This window comes from Faecalibacterium sp. AF28-13AC (genome assembly GCF_003478405.1).
Classification (GTDB): domain Bacteria; phylum Bacillota; class Clostridia; order Oscillospirales; family Ruminococcaceae; genus Faecalibacterium; species Faecalibacterium prausnitzii_E.
In genome coordinates, this window is the sequence record NZ_QUFG01000012.1 from 66,500 (window position 1) to 85,429 (window position 18,930).

Annotated in this window: 15 protein-coding genes and 1 pseudogene; 10 read left to right on the forward strand and 6 right to left on the reverse strand. The window is 54.7% G+C overall.

Annotated elements, in window-relative coordinates:
- Positions 1-88: 88 nt before the first annotated feature.
- From DWY95_RS14530 to DWY95_RS17605, 6 genes and pseudogenes are all read left to right on the forward strand, one after another.
- Entirely contained in the window at positions 89-568 is a 480-nt protein-coding gene (locus DWY95_RS14530; protein ID WP_118554061.1) for a hypothetical protein, read from the forward strand.
- 97 nt (positions 569-665) lie between these two features.
- The gene (locus DWY95_RS14535) at positions 666-1,643 is read left to right on the forward strand and encodes a helix-turn-helix domain-containing protein (RefSeq protein WP_005935772.1); all 978 of its coding nucleotides are present in this window, start codon (positions 666-668) and stop codon (positions 1,641-1,643) included.
- A gap of 73 nt (positions 1,644-1,716) precedes the next feature.
- Positions 1,717-2,472 (forward strand): hypothetical protein, encoded by a 756-nt coding sequence (locus DWY95_RS14540; RefSeq protein WP_005935769.1) that lies wholly within the window; start codon positions 1,717-1,719, stop codon positions 2,470-2,472.
- Positions 2,473-2,540: 68 nt separating this feature from the next.
- On the forward strand, positions 2,541-4,310 hold the full coding sequence (locus DWY95_RS14545) for an ABC transporter ATP-binding protein (RefSeq protein WP_187116990.1): 1,770 nt from the start codon (positions 2,541-2,543) through the stop codon (positions 4,308-4,310).
- Between the two features lie 3 nt (positions 4,311-4,313).
- Entirely contained in the window at positions 4,314-6,041 is a 1,728-nt protein-coding gene (locus DWY95_RS14550; RefSeq protein WP_118554062.1) for an ABC transporter ATP-binding protein, read from the forward strand.
- A 223-nt stretch (positions 6,042-6,264) separates the two neighbouring features.
- A pseudogene (locus DWY95_RS17605) lies at positions 6,265-7,495 on the forward strand (recombinase family protein).
- Between the two features lie 285 nt (positions 7,496-7,780).
- Here the strand turns inward: DWY95_RS17605 and DWY95_RS14560 are convergent.
- From DWY95_RS14560 to DWY95_RS14580, 5 genes are read right to left on the reverse strand one after another with little or no spacing between them, the layout of a single operon-like run.
- The gene (locus DWY95_RS14560) at positions 7,781-9,610 is read right to left on the reverse strand and encodes an alpha-amylase family protein (RefSeq protein ID WP_118554063.1); all 1,830 of its coding nucleotides are present in this window, start codon (positions 9,608-9,610) and stop codon (positions 7,781-7,783) included.
- Positions 9,611-9,613: 3 nt separating this feature from the next.
- Positions 9,614-10,546 carry a carbohydrate kinase gene (locus tag DWY95_RS14565; protein WP_118554064.1) on the reverse strand — a complete coding sequence of 311 codons (933 nt, stop codon included), beginning with the start codon at positions 10,544-10,546 and terminating at the stop codon, positions 9,614-9,616.
- 36 nt (positions 10,547-10,582) lie between these two features.
- Positions 10,583-11,200 (reverse strand): hypothetical protein, encoded by a 618-nt coding sequence (locus DWY95_RS14570; RefSeq protein WP_118554065.1) that lies wholly within the window; start codon positions 11,198-11,200, stop codon positions 10,583-10,585.
- Positions 11,187-11,837: a YesL family protein gene (locus tag DWY95_RS14575; RefSeq protein ID WP_118554066.1), complete on the reverse strand. Its 651-nt coding sequence runs from the start codon at positions 11,835-11,837 to the stop codon at positions 11,187-11,189. The genes DWY95_RS14570 and DWY95_RS14575 overlap by 14 nt, the downstream gene beginning before the upstream one ends.
- Before the next feature lie 17 nt (positions 11,838-11,854).
- Entirely contained in the window at positions 11,855-12,907 is a 1,053-nt protein-coding gene (locus tag DWY95_RS14580; RefSeq protein ID WP_118554067.1) for a LacI family DNA-binding transcriptional regulator, read from the reverse strand.
- A gap of 342 nt (positions 12,908-13,249) precedes the next feature.
- On the opposite strand from DWY95_RS14580, the gene DWY95_RS14585 reads away from it, so the two are divergent.
- The 4 genes from DWY95_RS14585 to DWY95_RS14600 all read left to right on the forward strand — a co-directional run bounded on the left by DWY95_RS14585 (position 13,250) and on the right by DWY95_RS14600 (position 18,366).
- A complete protein-coding gene (locus DWY95_RS14585) occupies positions 13,250-14,197 on the forward strand; it encodes an ABC transporter permease subunit (protein ID WP_118554068.1) in 948 nt (315 codons plus the stop codon).
- Positions 14,198-14,210: 13 nt separating this feature from the next.
- Positions 14,211-15,116 carry a carbohydrate ABC transporter permease gene (locus tag DWY95_RS14590; RefSeq protein WP_187116991.1) on the forward strand — a complete coding sequence of 302 codons (906 nt, stop codon included), beginning with the start codon at positions 14,211-14,213 and terminating at the stop codon, positions 15,114-15,116.
- Between the two features lie 76 nt (positions 15,117-15,192).
- On the forward strand, positions 15,193-16,866 hold the full coding sequence (locus DWY95_RS14595; protein WP_118554070.1) for an extracellular solute-binding protein: 1,674 nt from the start codon (positions 15,193-15,195) through the stop codon (positions 16,864-16,866).
- Between the two features lie 24 nt (positions 16,867-16,890).
- Positions 16,891-18,366 (forward strand): glycoside hydrolase family 32 protein, encoded by a 1,476-nt coding sequence (locus tag DWY95_RS14600; protein WP_118554071.1) that lies wholly within the window; start codon positions 16,891-16,893, stop codon positions 18,364-18,366.
- Positions 18,367-18,451: 85 nt separating this feature from the next.
- On the opposite strand, the gene DWY95_RS14605 is transcribed toward DWY95_RS14600, so the two are convergent.
- Positions 18,452-18,703, reverse strand: a complete 252-nt coding sequence (locus DWY95_RS14605) for a DUF6061 family protein (RefSeq protein ID WP_118554072.1) — start codon at positions 18,701-18,703, stop codon at positions 18,452-18,454.
- Positions 18,704-18,930 lie beyond the last annotated feature (227 nt).

Here is an 18,930-nt window from a genome sequence, read left to right on the forward strand (position 1 = left end):
ACTTTCTTGTTTTGTATGAACCACGATGGAAGACGAAGGAAATGGGAGCATATGCCCGATTCGCACGCAGACTGAGAGGAGAAAAACAATGATCGTACTGCAACTGCTGCTTTATTGTCTGCTGTTTACCGCAATGGTAAAAATCGCTGTGATCGGCGGTGCTGTCAATGGACTGTACTTTTATCCCAAGGAGGTGCAGGATCGCGCCATCGAACTGGGACTGATCGACCGCAATACGATGAACCGGAAACGAAAATGCTTTATGATACCGTCCTTTATCGTGATGCTTGCTGCTCTTGTGCTGATCATCGGTTTGTGGAACGAGGCTTCCTCCTTTGGTGAGGCCTATTGGCAGGCGCTGCTGTTTCTTGAGGTTATGAATATCTATGACGGCGTTGTAATCGACAAGCTATGGGTCGGGCACAGCCAGTTTTGGGTGCTGCCAGGGCTTGAAGATGCGCCGTTCGTGCAGACCTGGAGGCAGGTGCTGAAAAAGCGAAGCATACTGGCGCTGATCTGGGTTGCGGGAGCGGCAATTGTCGGCGGTATTGTCCATTTGATTTTCTAAGAAGTTGGAAATTGCCCAAATGAAAAGCAGAATCATGAACTGCAATCGGAGGCAAAAAAGATGAAGACGGAGAAACCGAAAAAGCTGATTCGACAGTATGATTGATATCATTTTTCATGACAAAACGGGGGTCACTCCCTATAATCCCGGACAAACAGGCGGCTTTGAAAATGCGGCCGGAAGTGGAGAAATTCACTATTACCGGCTGTTTGATGGCGTGGGGATCATGCTGCTGCGGCTGGAGATGGAGACCTATACGGAAATCCGCACGCAGATCGGTATGATAGAGATCAATTTCTGCATCAATGGCCGTTTTGAAACCAGCTTTTCCATGCGTGATAGCGTTCTGCTAAAGCCGGGGGATATGGCCGTCAGCTGCTACGACGGACGGCATGGAACACGTTCAGAGTCACGGTTCCCGCTGGGCTGTTACGAAGGGTTGTGTCTGGAAGTTGATCCAGCAGCCGCTCAGAACTGGCTTGAGAAGAACGCACCAGGCTTTTCGGTGGATTTTGCGGTACTGAAGCAGAATCTTCTGGGAAACCGATGGTTCATGTTCGGTACGGCAGGACCCCGCTGTGAGCACGTTTTCCGGGAATTGTACGAAAATGCGCCCTACATGGATCTCCGGTTCCTGCGGCTCAAGGTGGTGGAGCTGTTGATGCTGCTGAGTCGCATTCCGCAGGAGGAAGGAACGGACTTGTACTGTTCTACCGAACAGACCGAACTGGCACACCATCTCCGGGATCACCTTCTGACAAACCGGGAGGGGTATGTCTCCCTTGCGCAGCTGGCAGAAGAACACGGGATCTCGGTTTCGCACCTGCAAAAAATGTTCAAACAGGTCTACGGTGTGCCAGTATACCACTATATCAAGGAATACCGTCTGGAACAGGCTGCCGTAGAGCTTGTCCGGAGCGCAAAGCCCATTACGCAGATCGCACAGAATGCAGGATATGACAACGCCAGCAAGTTTTCGGAGGCTTTCCGGAAACGATATGGAACGACCCCGTCGCAGTACCGCACCCACGCAAATGGACTCGCAAAACGGAGCAGGGAAATCAGAATGGAGTAGTCCACGGCCGAAAAATATGCTAAAGTACAGAGCGGTTAGAACAAACTTACTTTAAAACCGGAGGTACTTTCATATGATGATGAAAAAGAAATTTGTTGCAGTGGCCTTGTCTGCGGTCTGCCTGCTGTCTGCTGTCGGCTGCGGCCAGCAGAGCGCAAGCACAGCGTCTTCGGCATCCAGCGTTTCCTCCTCGGTGGCTTCTTCGGCTTCCGCAAGTCAGGTAATGGATGCGGAGGATTATCTGTCTGGTATCAGCGGGACTTATGTGGAACTGTTCCCGGAGATGGCAAAGAGTGAATACCGGAATTTGTGGATCGACGCTGCGACTCCGCTGGTAGGCGAGGACAATGCGGAATCGGCTACGGATATGCTGCTGGGAATGTGCATGGCAGAGCCGTATGGCGAGGAGGCTGTTGAAAAATATGCAGCAGATCCGGACAGCACGGCGTTCAACTGCTATTTTCTGGGCGGCGTGGAAAAATTCGTGATGAATGGCGACACCATCACCGGTCTGGATGCGCAAGGACAGGAAGTGTTTGCACACACCTACCAGAAACTGGATGTGGACAATGAAAACAGCTTTCTCTTCTACCAGAGCGAGGATGCGGATTCCGGGGAGTTTACCTACTTTGCCTTTGCGCCCGATACGATGGAAACGACGTATCATCTGGAATTCCGCTATGCAGAGGATCTCGACGACCTGCAGAGCTGGTATGAAGGAAATTATGCTTATTGGAATGCTGCCGCCATCGCAGAGGACTATGATCAGGCAACTATGGAAAATGTCATTGAACTTTTCGTCACGGAAAATTTGTCTGAGGCAGAATAAACGGCACATGCGCACCCGATCATGTCAGGCGGTACGCATGGCAATATTACGGTAAGGATGTGATTTGATTGAAAAAACGATCGGACTTTTCCCGGCTGATGGGCTATGCAGGCGGACATCGGGTATTCACCTATGCTTCACTGGTGCTCTCCGCTGTCAGCGCACTGATGGCGCTGATCCCGTTCCTCTATATCTGGATGATCTTGCGGGATGTGCTGGCTGTCGCACCTGACTATGCGCAGGCGGTGAACATCCCCCATTACGGCTGGATGGCAGTGTTGTTTGCAGTGCTGTCTTACCTTATTTACATTGCAGCGCTGATGTGCTCCCACCTGTCGGCGTTCCGGGTGGCGACTAATCTGCGGCTGGCGGTGTCGGAGCATTTGGCGGTGCTGCCGCTGGGCTTTGCCGAGACTTTCGGCAGCGGTAAGCTGCGCAAGATCATCCATGAGAGCACCGGAGCCGCCGAGACCTATCTGGCCCACCAGTTGCCCGACCAGTACAACGCCATCGCCACCCCGGTGGGGCTGCTGGTTTTGCTGCTGGCGTTCGACTGGCGGCTGGGTCTGCTGAGCCTTGCGCCGGTGGTGCTGGCTTTCCTCATTATGGCGACCATGACCGGCAAGCGGATGGCTGAAAAAATGCGGCAGTACGGCAACGCCTTGGAGGCGATGTCCAATGAGGCGGTGGAATACGTCCGGGGCATCCCGGTGGTCAAGACCTTCGGGCAATCGGTCTTTTCCTTCAAAAAGTTCAAGACCGCCATTGATGAGTATGAAAAGTGGGTCATCTCCTACACCAAAGACCTGCGCCTGCCCATGATGTTCTATACCGCCGCCGTCAACGGCGTGTTCGCCTTTTTGATCGCGGGCGGGCTGCTGTTCACGACCCACGGCGTCACCCCGGAGTTTCTGCTGAACCTGCTGTTCTATATCATCATCACGCCGGTGATCTCCCTGACTTTGACCCGCATAATGTACATGAGCGAGAACAAGATGGTGGTAGCGGATGCGCTGGCACGCATCGACTCGGTGCTGGAGGCAGCACCCATGCAGGTTCAGGCTGTTCCGCAGCACCCACAGGATGCATCTGTCGCGCTGCAGGACGTGCATTTCAGCTATGACGGAAAAACCGAGGTCATCAAGGGCGTTTCGCTGGAGATCCAACCGGGACGGACTGTGGCTTTTGTAGGCCCCTCCGGCGGCGGAAAATCCACGCTGGCAAACCTTGTCTGTCGGTTCTTTGATGTGCAGAGCGGCAGCGTCCGGGTGGGCGGAGCGGATGTGCGGGCTATCCCCAAAGAAGAGCTGATGGATATCATCTCCTTTGTGTTCCAGAACAGCCGCCTGCTCAAGGGCAGCATTCTGGATAACGTCCGTCTGGGCAGACCGCAGGCCACCGAAGCTGAGGTGCTGGCAGCGTTGAAAGCAGCGCAGTGCATGGATATTATAGAAAAGTTTCCGGCGGGTATCCATACCGTTATCGGCACCAAGGGCGTGTATCTTTCCGGCGGCGAGCAGCAGCGCATTGCCATTGCCCGCGCCATGCTGAAAAATGCGCCCATCCTGATCCTGGACGAGGCCACCGCTTTTGCCGACCCGGACAATGAAGCTAAGGTGCAGGCAGCCTTTGCCCGGCTTGCCAAGGGCAAAACCGTGCTGATGATCGCGCACCGCCTGTCCACAGTCGCTAACGCCGACTGCATCTATGTGGTGCAGGATGGGCAGATTGTGGAATCCGGCACAAAGGACGAACTGTGTGCGCAGAACGGTCTGTTTGCCCGGATGTGGCAGGAGTATCAGGCGTCGGTGCAGTGGAAGGTCGCAAAGGAGGGGTAAGAGATGATCGAAAAAATTCAACACGCCACGGCCAGCTCCCCGGAGGGCGCAAAGGGGCTTGTAAAGGGCGTTCTGGCCTGTGCGTTCCAGAACATGGCGTTCATGCTGCCCACCGGGCTGCTGTATCTTCTGGTAAAAGACCTGCTGGCAGGCTCTACGAGCGAGAGAAGTACCTTTTATCTGCTGGGGTGCGTTGCCTGCTTTGCACTGATTTTACTGACCACATGGTTTCAGTACAACGGCACCTATTTTACGACCTATAAAGAGAGCGGCACCCGCCGCCTGACCCTTGCGGAGCGGCTGCGCAAGCTGCCCCTGTCCTTTTTTGGCAAGCGCGACCTTGCCGACCTGACCAGCACCATCATGGCGGACTGCGAGGTGTTGGAAAAGGACTGCTCCCACTTCATCCCCGGTCTGTTCGGTTCCCTCATTTCCACGGTGCTCATTGCCTTGAGCCTGTTTGCCTTTGACGGACGGATGGCGCTGGCAGCCCTGTGGGTCATTCCGGTATCCGCTGCCATCGTGGTGGGCAGCTACCGGGTGCAGGACAAGGTGCAGGCCAGGACCATGGCGGCGAAAATGGCCTGTGCGGACGGCATTCAGGAGTATATCGAGACTCTCCGGGATCTGAAAGCCAGCAATGCGGAGCAGCGGTATCTGTCCGGCCTTTCCGATAAAATTCGGGCAGTGGAAAAGCAGTCCATTGCGGCAGAGCTGGAAACAGCGCTGTTTGTGTCCTCTGCGGGCATGGTGCTCAAGCTGGGCATTGCGTCGGTGGCACTCACCGGCGCGGTGCTGCTGGTGCAGGGCAGGATCGATGTGTTGACCCTGTTTCTATTCCTGATGGCGGCTTCCCGGATGTACGACCCTATGCAGGGCGCGTTGCAGAACCTGGCGGCGGTCATTGCCATGCGCACCAATGTAGGACGCATGAATGAGATCTTGGACGCTCCCTTGCAGACCGGCAGCGAGCAGCTGACCAATCAGGGCTGCGATATCGTGTTCGACCATGTGGGCTTTGCCTATAACTCCGGCGAGACGGTGCTGCGGGATGTCTCCTTTACTGCAAGGCAGGGCGAGGTCACGGCACTGGTAGGCCCCTCCGGCGGTGGCAAGACTACCGTTTCCCGGCTGGCGGCACGGTTCTGGGACTACCAGAAGGGCAGCATCACCGTGGGCGGCATGGAGGTTTCTCAAATCGACCCGGAAAAGCTCATGAGCCTGTATTCCATCGTCTTTCAGGATGTGACCCTGTTTGACAACACGATCCTGGAAAATATCCGTCTGGGGCGCAAGGGTGCTACCGACGAGGAGGTCCTTGCGGCGGCAAAGCTGGCAAACTGCGAAGAATTTGCCGAGAAGCTGCCGGACAAATGGAACACGAACATCGGCGAGAATGGCTGTGCTCTTTCCGGCGGCGAGCGTCAGCGCATTTCCATTGCCCGCGCCTTCCTGAAGGATGCGCCCATCATTCTGTTGGACGAGGCCACCGCCAGTCTGGACGTGGAGAACGAAACTGCCATTCAGGAGGCTCTTTCGCGGCTCATAAAACACAAAACCGTCCTTATCATCGCCCACCGGATGCGCACTGTAGCCGGTGCGGATCAGGTGGTAGTGCTGTCGGGTGGCATCGTGGCCGAGCAGGGCAGCCCGGCAGAGCTGTACGCCCGGAAGGGACTGTACACCCACATGGTGGATCTGCAGTCGGCAAGCCAGAATTGGACGATCTGAGAATGAGGGCGGCTTTTATCGCAAGGCAAGAAATTAGTGCAACATGAAAACAGCATATTTGCGATATGCAATCCAACGCTATTGCTGTTGCATTAAAAAGTTGGATTGCAATATTTGGAAAAAGTATTGTATTCGGTTAAAAACTGTGGTATACCTATTATACGAAACAGCGCTTTGAAAGAACGCTCCACCGTTCAATGATGTGTAAAGTGAGGTGCCTGCCATGACCGCCGTGATCTACGCTCGCTATTCCACTGACAGCCAGCGAGAAGAATCCATCGAAGGTCAGATTCGGGAATGCACTGCCTATGCCGAGAAGAACGGCTTCACGGTGGTGAAGCACTACATCGACCGTGCCGTTTCTGCAAAAACGGACAACCGACCGCAGCTCCAGCAGATGATTAAGGACAGCGAGCGCGGAATCTTTGATGTCATCATTGTCTGGAAGCTCGACCGCTTTGCCCGGAATCGCTACGACAGTGCCCGGTACAAGACCCAACTGAAGAGGAACGGCGTGAAACTGGTGTCGGCAACGGAAGTCATTTCGGCTGGTCCGGAGGGCATCATTCTGGAATCGGTGCTGGAAGGCTACGCCGAATACTACTCGGCTGACCTGTCCGAAAAGGTCGTGCGCGGCATGACCGAGAATGCTCTCAAAGGCAAGTTTACCGGTGGTGCGATTCCATTCGGGTACACCATCAATGCCGACCGCCGTTTTGAGAATGTGCTACCGCAAAAAAGCACAAGGGCTGCAAGAAAAAGACCGTCCGCAAACAGTGGCTGGAAAATTTGGTGGTCAATCAGACCATGCAACTTGTCCGGGACGATGCTGCTATGGAATCCATCATCGCCAAGGTCATGGAGCTGCAGGACCGGGAGAACACCAACCTTCCCCTCTATGAGAAGCAGCTCCGGGATGCGGAATCAGGTATCCAGAATATGCTCAATGCGATTCAGGCCGGAATCCTGACCAGCTCCACCAAGGAGCGGCTGGAAGCGCTGGAAGAACAGCGGAAGGAACTGCAAGCCCGCATTGCAGAGGAACGGCTGGCTAAGCCGAAGGTGAAAGAAGAATTCGTCCGGTTCAATCGCAAGGGCAAGTTTGGAATACTGTTCTGACTGGCATATTTTGCGATATGCAATCCAACGATGTTGCAAACGATTAAAAAGTTGGATTGCGATGGCTGCTCCGCTTCCGCGAGCTGGATATGACCCAGCCGGAGCAGCGGCAGGCACTGGTGGATACCTTCATCAATGCCATCTATCTCTACGGTGATAAGATTCTCATTACCTTTAATTATAAGGAAGGTACGGAAACGGTCGCTTTCAGGGAAGCCGTGAAAGCGGAGAAAAGTTCGGATATGAGTGCGCGAGGCACGCCAGATATTGAACGTCAAATCGTAAGATTTGACGTTCTTCCTTCAAGGAATACGAAGATCCGTTCAAGAATGTAGCGGACTTCGATGACGACGATTCGCCAGAAGTACCTGCGGATAGTATGAGAAAGTAAGAGCGACGTCAGTATGCGGTTGACGTCGCTCATTGTGCGCCTTTAGGCGCGGCTGGTATTGTGGCCCCTATGGGGCCGTTCTGCATACCCCGCGTTTCCACGCGAGGTTATGATTGCTCCACTCCGCTGCGCAAACGCGAACTTTTGAGAATGCGCCGATTTCGGCAGGGTGCAAGAAAAAATAAGGAAAACTTTGGGAAAAAGAGAGAACCAGGTGGGCTCGTTTTACTTATTTATTTTTTACCAGCAGCGCCTGATACGGCTCCAGCTCCACATCCGCCAGCCAGACGGAAGCTCCATCTGCGGTCTGATACTCGCCGCCCAGAGCGTCCAGACTTGCCCCTGCCGGATACTCGGTAAAGTTGAACAGTCCCACCAGCGTTTCCTCACCGCGCTTGCGTACCAGCGCCAGCACGCCGGGGTTATGGCTGTCCCATGTAGTCACCCACGCATCCGGGGCAAAGCAGGGCTCTGCCCGCATTTGGCGCAGCTGCTCCATGCCCTGCCACAGCTGGTTTTGCAGTGTGCCCTTTCGGGTGCGCTGCTTGGCCTCTTCCCAGTTGAATTTTGTGCGGTGCAGATTGCGGCTGTCCTCCACACGGTCGGGGTCTTTTTTGTAATCCCAACCATTGCGCTGCGCAATTTCATCGCCGCAGTTCAGCATGGGGAAGCCCTGCAAAAAGGCCATGGCGGTGTGCAGCAGCAGGTCACGCTTCACGGCGTAGTCCAGTGCGGTTTTATCGCCCTTTTCCAGTGCCTGCTCCACGCCGCACAGGCTGGCGGTGGTGCCGCAGCTGCGGGCGTCGCCGGTGGCAGGGTCGTAGTTGTACAGCTCACCCTTTGCCCAGCTGCCGGGGAAATTGCCCTCGTAGAAGTGGTAGAGATACTCCTTGTGCTTCTGTGGGTCAATGCCGAGCCGGTTTTCCACCGCTTCGTCCAGACCCCAGCCGATGTCATCGTGGCAGCGCAGATAGTTCACGAACCAGCAGTTGTCCGGCAGGGCGTGCAGGGCATCCAACTGCGCTTTCAGCAGCCGGGTGTCCCGGCTGGCAAGGGCACCCCACAGGTTGACCATGGTGGACACGTTGTAGAGCATGTGGCATTCCGGCTTTTCCGGGGTGCCGAAGTAGGCGGCAAGCTCCTTGGGAGCCATGACCACCTCGCCCTTGAGCACGACCGCCGGGCAGACGCATTCCAGCACCATGCGGAGCATCCGCACAATGGTGTGCACCTGCGGCAGGTTGCGGCAGGTGGTGCCCAACTGCTTCCAGATGTAGGGCACGGCGTCAATGCGGAACACCTCTACGCCAAGGTTTGCAAGGTGCAGAATGCTCTTGGTCATGTCTACGAACACCGCCGGGTTGGCATAGTTCAGATCCCACTGGTAGTCGTGGAAGGTGGTCAGCACCCACTTGTGCATCTCCTCACACCATGTAAAGTTGCCGGGCGCGGTGTTGGGGAACACCTGCGGCACAGTCTGCTCGTACTGGTCGGGGATGGTGCGGTCCTCGTAGAGGTGGTAATACGCCTGAAACCACGGGTCGCCTGCCTTTGCCGCCATCGCCCAGCGGTGGGTGCTGGCGGTGTGATTCATGACAAAATCCAGACACAGGCTGATGCCGGCTTTCCGCAGCTCCCGTGTCAGGTTTTCCAGATCTTTGTTGGTGCCAAGGGCAGGGTCTACGGTGTCGAAATCCTCCACAGCATAGCCGCCGTCGTTGTGAGGGTGGGGCATCTGCAGCAGGGGCATCAGGTGCAGATAGGTCAGCTTCTGCTCTTTGAGGTAGGACAGCTTCCTTGCCAGTTCTTTTAAGTTTCCGGCAAAGAGATCGGTGTACATGGTCATGCCGAACATATTGCCGCGCTTGTACCAGTCCGGGTCAGCAGAGCGTGCCTTGTCCAGTGCTTTCAGCTCAGCGCTGCGGGCGTTGTAGGCGTCTGCCATCTCCCGCTCCAGAACTTCCAGCCCTTCCCGGTTGTGGTACAGTTCCATGAACAGCCATTCCAGTTCGTCCTTGTGCTTGGCAAATCGGGACGCAAATTCCTGCTTTGCTTCCATAGATCAGCCCTCCACTTCTGCAAGGGTGGGCATGGCGGGAATAGCGCCGTGGCGGCTGGTGGTGATGCTGGCGGCCTTGTTGGCAAAAACCAGAATGCTTTCCAGCTTGTCCACGGTCAGGGTGTCCAGTTCCTCCTTGCAGAGCTTGGACAGGGCAGCCCCAAAGAAGGTATCGCCTGCGCCGTTGGTATCACCCACCTTGCAGGGAACGCCAGCCACATGGCCGGTCTTGTCTCCAAAGCGGTAGAACACGCCGTTTGCACCCAAGGTAACGAAAATCAGCCGGATGCCGTTCTGTGCCAGTTGTGCCGTGCCGCTCTCGCAGTCGGTCGTGCCGGTGAGCAGGGGAAGTTCTTCATCGGACACTTTCAGAATATCCACCAGCGGCAGGGGAACTTTCATCTGGGCAATGGCTTCCTCTTTGTTTTTCCAGAGGTTGGCACGGTAATTGGGGTCATAAGTAATGACAGCACCCAGCTTTTTGGCACGAGCGGCGGCGTCCAGCGTAGCGGTGCGGGAGGGGTCGGCAGTCAGGCTGACAGAGCCGAAGTGGACGATTTTGGCAGCGTTCAGAGCGCCCTCCGAAATGTCCTCTTTGCTCAGCATCACATCGGCATTGGCGCTGCGGTAGAAGCTGAAATCCCGCTCGCCGGTGGCATCTACCGAGACCACCGCCATGGTGGTGGGGTGGTCTGCATCCACCGCCATGCCGGAAACGTCCACCTTGTTCTCTGCCAGAACCTCTTTCAGGTAGCGGCCAAAGGCATCCGCACCCACCTTGCCGATAAAGGCGGTCTGTGCGCCCAGCCGGGCAGCTGCCACCGCCAGATTTGCCGGTGCGCCGCCGGGATTTGCTGCGAACTGCGGGATGCCGCGTTCATCCTTGCCGGTCTGGGTCAGGTCGATCAAAACTTCACCAATCGTTAAAATGTCCATGATACTTCTCCTTATTCTTGATGTGAAACCCAACGATCACCGCTGGAACAGATAATGAATGTAAGCGGCTGCACGCTCCGGGTGCGGTGCATTCTGCACCACCCCAAGATAGACCCTGCCAGAAAAACCTGCCTGCCTGACAAACGGCGTATCCGAAATATCCAGCACGGTCCCATCGGCGTTCAGACCCGACAGTGCATGGAAAGACGCATCCAGTGTCCGCAGATCGAGAAAATAATCATCTGCCAACAGTCGGTCCCGTGCATATTCGTCCATCAGAACAACATCTAACCGCTGGGCACTGACTGCACCCAGCAGCTTCATCTCCGAAGCATATACATACTGCTCCTCTGCGTGTTCGCTTTCGCTGAGCAGCAAGCCGGACAGCAGATCGACCTGTTGCTTTTTGGTCAGACCCTGCGCCTCGGCAAAGCCGGTGGTAAGCTGTTCCGTCAGATCAGACCCGGCAGTGATATTTACCAGACCAAGGTAAAGCACATCCTCTTTTTTCGTCACATGGCGGTAGGCTGCATAGCCAAGGATATAGACGATGATGAGCACGATCGCAATGGGCAGCTTGTAATATGCCCAGATGTGCTCCCACTTTTTGCGCCCATGGAGGGAGCGGAGCGTATCCCGGTCAGTTTTTGTCATGGTCGTATTCCTCGTGTACTGCATCAGGGTCTCCGCCGATCAGATAGAGGATCCGAAGCATCAGAAAGGAGCAGAGCATGGCGCAGAAGCCCATGCCCAGCAGGAATGCAGGCGTGAACACAAACACCATGACGTACCCCATGATGCCATAGATCGCCGCCATCAGCAGCGTGCAAAACAGATACCGGACACCCACGAGAAACGCTGTTTTCAGGATGCCGAAGGTGGTGTTTTCAAACCGTGCCAGCAGAGGAAAGGCATACAGCAGAACGATGCCGTACAGAACTGCCGCACCAATAAGCGTTGCCGTGAGCAGCGTCCAGAAAATGTTTTCGCTCCACATTCGGCACAGCACAAAGCCATCCACAGCCAGGAAACTGCCGACTGCCAGCAGGATAAGCCAGAGTTTTGTGGCAGGCTTAAAATTTTCCCGGAACGCCTTAAAAAACATCCGGGTCAGACCATCGTCCCGATCTTCCGCCATTTTGAGTGTGACGTAGAACAATGCGGTCGTAGAAGCCCCTATGGTAACGATGGGCAGGCTGCACACGAGCCATAAGATGTTCAGGTACGCACTGTAAGTCAATTTCGTCAGCACAGCAAACAGCGGCTTGTCCGTATTGCACAGGTCACGCATGGGGGTTCTCCTTTCGCTCAATCTCCTGTGGATTCGCGCAGGATCAGGTTGGTTTCCGTATAGACGGTGCGATAGTTCAGCGATGGCTCTTCGATGCGGGTCATAAGCAGATTGGCAGCGGTGTAGCCCATGATCTGTTCATGGATATGGATCGAAGTCAGACGGGGGGCAAAGTAAGAAGCCTCCTGACTGTCATCGAAGCCGCAGACCCAGATATCATCGGGAACCGAATACCCCAGCTCATTCAATGCCTTGACCAGATCCATGGCAACAAAGTCATTGGCGCAGACAAAGGCCTCCGGCATCGTTTTGAACCGACGTATGGTTTCGTACAGGGATGCCGGATAGTTCTGCTGTCCAGATGGCATCGCACAGGTGCTCAGGCCTTCTGTCAGACCAAGGTGCTCCATTGCATCCTTATAAGCCATATAGCGCTCAAAGAAGGACTGACAGTGGTTTTTATCCCCCGCAAAGCTGATGCGTTTTTTGCCGCGCTGGACCATGTGGGCCACTGCATTCTGGATCTCAGTGCGGTTTTCCATATAAAGGCGGTCGGCTTTCAGAGAAGGACGCATCTCCATCACAGGGGTGTCTACAAACAGCAGCGGAACATCCAGATCGCACAGCATCTGTGCGTAGTCATAGTCGAATACTTCAAAGCAGATGATGCCGGCTGTGCGCTGGATGTTGAGAGAAGATGGAAGTTTTTTCTCTTTCAGTTCTGTGGGAGAAATGCGATGAATGGTCATGCCGCTGTGCAGATGGTCGATTTCCGACTGGAAACGATCCAGCATCATGGAGGAAAAGTGGGAGCTGCTCAGAAACTGGGTCGTCAGCATGGCGATCTCCCGTTTGTCACTCGGCAGAATGAAAGGCGCTGCTTTTGCAGCGTCTTCCTGAAACAGCGGCAGATAGGCGAACTGCTTATAGCCCATTTCGGCGGCTTTGCGCAGGATCTTCTCCCGTGTGGCATCTGCCAGCACACCGGTGTTGTTGATGGCCTTTGAAACTGTGTTGCGGGAAAGCTGCAGTTCGCTTGCAATATCCTGAATGGTGACCTTGGTTGCCATAAGTCATCCTCTTTCTTTATAATATAGAGGCGGATGTTCTTTCTTTTATAGATAAAGTCTGGTGACGGATCTTATTCTTTATGACTCCAGTATAGTGCAAATGCACAAATTAGTCAAATGCAAAAATGCAAATCATCATTTTGCATATTTGCGCACGTCCGGATTTGTGCATCTGTACGAATCCACAGTAATTGTTGATGTATACCATAAATTATCGTTGACATTCGCTTGCTTGAGTGGTATAAATGAATTAAGGAAGTTTACATTTGCACAATTGAAGCGAAAAACGTAAAATTCAAAGGTGCAAATGTAAAACACAAATCAAAAGGAGGAGAATGATTCATGAAAGCAAAGACGGCCTCGCCGGAAACGGCTATGCTGACAGCAGAACGCAAGCTGCACAACACATGGGTCTACATCAAACGGCATTGGCAGCTTTACCTGTTGTTCCTGCTGCCTGCCGTGGCGCTGACGCTGGTGTTTAAGTACGCTCCCATGGGCGGTGTGCTGATCGCATTCCAGAAGTACAATCCCTTCAGGGGCATCTGGGGCAGCGAGTGGGTAGGCTTCAAAAACTTTACCCGCTTCATGTCCTCGCCGGACTTCCAGCGTTATCTGATCAACACCCTGAAGCTGAGCGTCTACGGTCTGCTGTGGGGCTTCCCGATCCCCATCCTGCTGGCATTCCTGCTCAACCGTATCGAGAGCAAGAAGATCAAGCAGAAGGTGCAGCTGGTGCTGTATATGCCCAACTTCATCTCGGTCATCGTGCTGTGCGGCATCGTCCGGGTGCTGCTGAGTGTCACCGGCCCGGTGAACGGCCTGCTTCACACCAGCATCAACTTCATGACGCTGCCGGAAGCGTTTCGCCCCATCTACATCATCAGCGGCATCTGGCAGGGTGCCGGCTGGGCCTCCATCATGTACACCGCATCCCTTTCTAACGCCAGCAAAGATCTGAAGGAAGCTGCGATGATCGACGGCGCAAACCTGATCCAGCAGATCATGACAGTGGAGTGGCCCGCCATTAAGGATATGGTTGTTATTCAGTTCATCCTGCAGGCAGGCAACATCATGAGCATCGGTTTTGAAAAAGCCTATGCCCTGCAAACTGACCTGAACCTGAACACTGCCGAAATCATTGCAACGTACGTTTATAAAAAGGGCCTGTTGGACGGCGATTACAGCTTTTCCACGGCAGTCGGTCTGTTCAACACCGTTGTCAACGTCATCCTGCTGATCGCAGTGAACAAGGTCGTTGCCAAAATGAACGATGGCAAGGGCTTGTAAGGAGGGGTTTACCATGGCAAAACAGAAAAAATCAAAAATGGCCCTCTACACCAGACAAGATAAGATCATCCTGTACTGCGGCTACGCACTTCTGGGCTTGTTCCTGCTGGCGATCATCGTTCCGATGATCTACATCGTCATCGCGTCCTTTATGGACCCGGTCACTCTGCAAAACAAGGGCATTTCCTTTGATTTCAGCAAGTGGAGTCTGGATGCTTATCAGCGTGTCGTTTCGGACAAGCAGATCTGGGTCGGCTTCAGGAACGCAATCCTTTACTCGATCATCTTCACCATCATCTCGGTAGCGGTGACGATGCTTGCCGCTTATCCCATGTCGCTGCCGGACTTCAAAGGCAAAACGATCTTCAACACCTTGTTTGTGATCACGATGTTTTTCAGCGGCGGTCTGATCCCCACCTACCTGCTCATCAACAATCTGGGTCTGCTGGATTCCATGTGGGCGGTCATTCTGCCGGGAGCATTCAGCGTGTGGAACATGATTATTGCCCGTACCTATTATCAGGGCATCCCGCGTGAGCTGCGTGAAGCTGCGGATGTGGATGGAGCCAGCGAGATGCTTTACTTCTTCAAGATCCTGCTGCCCGTCTGTATGCCGGTGGTGGCAGTTCTGGCTCTGTGGCAGTTCGTGGCAATGTGGAACAGCTACTTTGACGCCATGATCTACCTGAACAGCGCATCGAAACAGCCGCTGCAGCTGGTGCTGCGTTCCATCCTGATCCAGAGCCAGCCGGAATCCGGCATGATCGCAGATATCCAAAGTACTGCCGAACGTGCGAAGATGGCAGAGCTGCTCAAATATGCAACCATTATTATTTCCAGTCTGCCGCTGCTGGTGATGTATCCCTTCTTCCAGAAGTATTTTGATGCCGGCATCATGGCTGGTTCCATTAAAGGCTGAGGATATTCCAGAATTTTATGAGCTGGTACGCTCATCTGTTACACGAAAAAAGAAACAAGAAAAAGGAGAAAATACCATGAAAAAGCTGATCTCTCGCCGCAACTTCCTCAAGGTCTGCGCTCTGGCTGGCTCTGCCGCTGCTCTGTCTGCCTGTGGCGGCGGCAAATCCACCGGCAGCAGCAATTCTGCTGCCGCAGCTGTGGACACGACCGGTGCCGTTGAATTTCCGCTGTCCGAAAAGGTCACCTTTACCGGTATGACCAGCTTCCCTGTGGGCAGCGAATCCGAGCCGAACAACCGCACCATCTTCAAGCGTCTGGAAGAGCAGACCAATGTGCACATCGACTGGACCGCCATCCAGTCCGACCAGTGGAGCGATAAGATCACCCTGAATATGTCCAACCCCAACACCCTGACGGATTTTGTTTTTACTGCTGATTTTACCGACAGCAATCTGCTGCGCTACGCAGATCAGGGTGTCATCCTCAATCTGGAAGACTACATTGACAACAATATGCCGAATCTCCAGAAGGTCTTTGAGCAGTACCCGGAGTATCGCACCATGTGCACCGACAGCGAGGGCCACATCTGGGCACTGCCCTGGATCGAGCAGCTCGGCGCAGAAAAGACCGCCATCCAGACCATTGGCAACATGAGCTTCATCAATACCAAGTGGCTGAACTTCCTCGGTCTGTCGATGCCCACCACAGTGGACGAGTTTGAACAGGTGCTGATGGCATTCCGTGATAACGCCGCTTCTATCAAGGCAGAGTATGGCATTGACGGCGACATCATCCCCATGTCCTGCATCGTCAACAACGGCGATCAGGACCCCAGCATCCTCATCAATGGCTTTGGCGAAGGCTACGGCGATGCTGACAAGGACCGCCATATCGCCGTTACCAACGACCGGAAAGTCATCTGCGCCGCCACCCAGCAGGGCTACCGTGATGGTCTGGACTGGCTGCACAAGCTGTATGCCGAGAAGCTCATTGACCCGGAGTGCTTCACGCAGGAGTGGTCCACCTATGTTTCCAAGGGCAAGGCTGGCCGCTATGGTGTCTGCTTCAGCTGGGATATTGCCAACATTGACAACCTGACCGACTGGGAGCCGCTGCCTGCCCTGACCGCCGATACCCGCAATATCACCCCGCAGAACGGTTCTTTCACCAGCGGCTTTGGCCGCGGCAAGTGCGTTGTCACCGCAAAGGCGGCGAATCCTGCACTGGTTTGTGCATGGCTGGATCAGATGTACGCGCCCCTCCAGTCTCCGCAGAACAACTGGGGTACTTACGGCGATGAGGAAGGCTTTAACATTTTTGAACTGTCCACCAACGATAAGGGTGAGCCCATGCTGAAGCACGCTCCTCTGGGCGATGCTTCTCCCGTGGAAGTCCGTGAGGCGCAGTGTGTCGGCGGGCCTCTGGCGGTTCTGGATGATTACTATGGTGTATACGTTACCTGCCCGGACGATGCACAGTACCGTCTGGACTGGATCAAGGATATCTACACCCCGGATATGAACAACGATTATGTCTATCCCAATGTCTTTATGAGCAATGAGGACACCGAGCAGGTCTCGAACCTGCAGGCAGATCTGCAGACTTACATGAATACGCAGAAGGCCAACTGGATTATGAACGGCACTACGGATGCAGAGTGGAACGAATATCTGAGCAAGCTGGAAGACTACGGCCTGTCCGACTATCTGGGCATTATGCAGAAATATCTGGATGCTTACTACGCATAAGAATTCTTTCCTTTGGAGGATTCCATGAACGATTTGACTTTACAAAAAGCCCGTGCCTACGAGGCCGAGCATGGCGCAGCAATCTCCCCGGCGGAACGCCCTGCTTACCACATGACCCCCTATGTGGGCTGGCTGAACGACCCAAACGGTTTCTCTTATTATAAAGGGAAGTATCACCAGTTCTATCAGTATAATCCCTACGATGTGCGGTGGGCGCCCATGCACTGGGGGCACGCGGTCAGCACCGACCTGCTGCACTGGGAGTATCTGCCCTGTGCACTTGCCCCGGATTCCCCCGCAGACAACGGCCCCGGCTGCTTCTCCGGTTCTGCCACCGAGATGGACGACGGCAAGCAGCTGCTGATGTACACCAGCGTGATTGCAGAAAAGCAGCCCAATGGGGAGATGCGGGACATCCAGACCCAGAGCATTGCCATCGGTGACGGTCTCGACTACGAAAAGCCCGCCTGCAACCCGGTGCTGACCCAGAAAGACCTGCCGGAAGGCTTCAGCAAGTTCGACTTCCGGGACCCCAAGATCTGGCGCGAGGCCGACGGCACCTACTCCGCCGTCACCGTCTGCCTGGCCGAGGACGGCAGCGGCGCAGCGGCACTGTTCCAGAGCAAGGACGGCTTCGACTGGCACTTTGTCACGGTGCTGGAACGCTGCAACAATCAGTACGGCAAAATGTGGGAGTGCCCGGACTTCTTCCCGCTGGATGGCAAGCAGGTCTTGATGCTGGGGCCCATGGAGATGCTGCCCAAGGGCGAGTTCCACAACGGTCACAACGTGATTGCCTTCATCGGCAACTACGACAAAGCAACCCACACCTTCACCAAGGAAAACGTGCAGCTGATGGACGGCGGCATCGACTTCTACGCCACCCAGACCACCCTTGCCCCGGATGGCCGCCGGATCATGACCGCATGGCTGCAGACCTGGTCGGACACCGAGGATAAGCCCAAGGGCTGCAAGTGGTTCGGGCAGACCATCTGCCCGCGCGAACTGCACATCAAGGACGGGCGCATTGTTCAGACCCCGGTGCGTGAACTGGATGCAGTTCACGGCAAGCGCACCTTCCACGAAAATGTGACGGTGCAAAGCGAAACTTCTCTGGAAGGCATCAAAGGCCGTGTGGCCGACCTGACCGTCACGGTGCAGCCCGGCGAATACCGCTCCTTCACCCTGAAGCTGGCCGCCGATGCAGACCATCACACCAGCCTGACCTACGACCCCTACACCTCCGAGCTGACGCTGGACCGCAGCTATGCCGGTTCCCGTGCCGACATCGTACACCGCCGCAGCTGCAAGGTGCGCAGCCAGAACGGTGCGCTCAAGCTCCGCATCCTGCTGGACAAAAACAGCATCGAAGTTTTCGCCAACGATGGCGAACAGACCATGACCGCATGGATCTACACCCCCCAGTCTGCCGACGGCATCACCTTTGCTGCCGATAGCAAAGCAACTGTTACGGTGGAACAGTTTGAGCTGAATCTGTAACCTGATATTCCCTTCATTTCTCCTTCATGAAAGCACAGCCCCGCTTTGGATTCTTCTTCACCAAAGCGGGGCTGTGTTTGTTATGTCATTGCTCTTCCAGTCTGCCGTGGTCGCAACCAAGCGAGAGATAATGTCCAATCTTCCCACCCAGCACAAGCTGGGCATACTCCAAAGACTTATTGTATAGCAGCCAGTCCAACTCTGCCCGCTGCGTCGGAGTATTGCCGTACTCGTCCTCGATGGCGGTGCAGTCGATGGCAACGGTGGTGCCATCCTCGAACCGGGCTTCCACCCGGTTGGTATCCATGTTATAGTGGCAGGAAAGCAATTTGTTCATAGGAAACCTCTTTCTATATTAAGGTGATGTCTGTTCGGTTGTCCAAATCCCTGCCATGAATCATAGTTGTGAATGTACATTTGATGCTTGGTCTAAACAGGCAAGATTTCAGCTGCCATTTTGGGCTCGAACCCGGCCATTTTCCGGACTTTGTATAAAAACTCAATGCCTGTTTTAAGGGGTTGATTTTGGCTCTGCACATTTTTGCACACTTTTTGCACACCGGA

Bases quoted from the DNA above. Each gene is read 5' to 3' on its own strand.
- DWY95_RS14530 (WP_118554061.1), top strand. From the start codon at position 89: ATGATCGTACTGCAACTGCTGCTTTATTGTCTGCTGTTTACCGCAATG.
- DWY95_RS14535 (WP_005935772.1), top strand. From the start codon at position 666: ATGATTGATATCATTTTTCATGACAAAACGGGGGTCACTCCCTATAAT.
- DWY95_RS14540 (WP_005935769.1), top strand. From the start codon at position 1,717: ATGATGATGAAAAAGAAATTTGTTGCAGTGGCCTTGTCTGCGGTCTGC.
- DWY95_RS14550 (WP_118554062.1), top strand. From the start codon at position 4,314: ATGATCGAAAAAATTCAACACGCCACGGCCAGCTCCCCGGAGGGCGCA.
- DWY95_RS14560 (WP_118554063.1), bottom strand. From the start codon at position 9,610: ATGGAAGCAAAGCAGGAATTTGCGTCCCGATTTGCCAAGCACAAGGAC.
- DWY95_RS14565 (WP_118554064.1), bottom strand. From the start codon at position 10,546: ATGGACATTTTAACGATTGGTGAAGTTTTGATCGACCTGACCCAGACC.
- DWY95_RS14570 (WP_118554065.1), bottom strand. From the start codon at position 11,200: ATGACAAAAACTGACCGGGATACGCTCCGCTCCCTCCATGGGCGCAAA.
- DWY95_RS14575 (WP_118554066.1), bottom strand. From the start codon at position 11,837: ATGCGTGACCTGTGCAATACGGACAAGCCGCTGTTTGCTGTGCTGACG.
- DWY95_RS14580 (WP_118554067.1), bottom strand. From the start codon at position 12,907: ATGGCAACCAAGGTCACCATTCAGGATATTGCAAGCGAACTGCAGCTT.
- DWY95_RS14585 (WP_118554068.1), top strand. From the start codon at position 13,250: ATGAAAGCAAAGACGGCCTCGCCGGAAACGGCTATGCTGACAGCAGAA.
- DWY95_RS14590 (WP_187116991.1), top strand. From the start codon at position 14,211: ATGGCAAAACAGAAAAAATCAAAAATGGCCCTCTACACCAGACAAGAT.
- DWY95_RS14595 (WP_118554070.1), top strand. From the start codon at position 15,193: ATGAAAAAGCTGATCTCTCGCCGCAACTTCCTCAAGGTCTGCGCTCTG.
- DWY95_RS14600 (WP_118554071.1), top strand. From the start codon at position 16,891: ATGAACGATTTGACTTTACAAAAAGCCCGTGCCTACGAGGCCGAGCAT.
- DWY95_RS14605 (WP_118554072.1), bottom strand. From the start codon at position 18,703: ATGAACAAATTGCTTTCCTGCCACTATAACATGGATACCAACCGGGTG.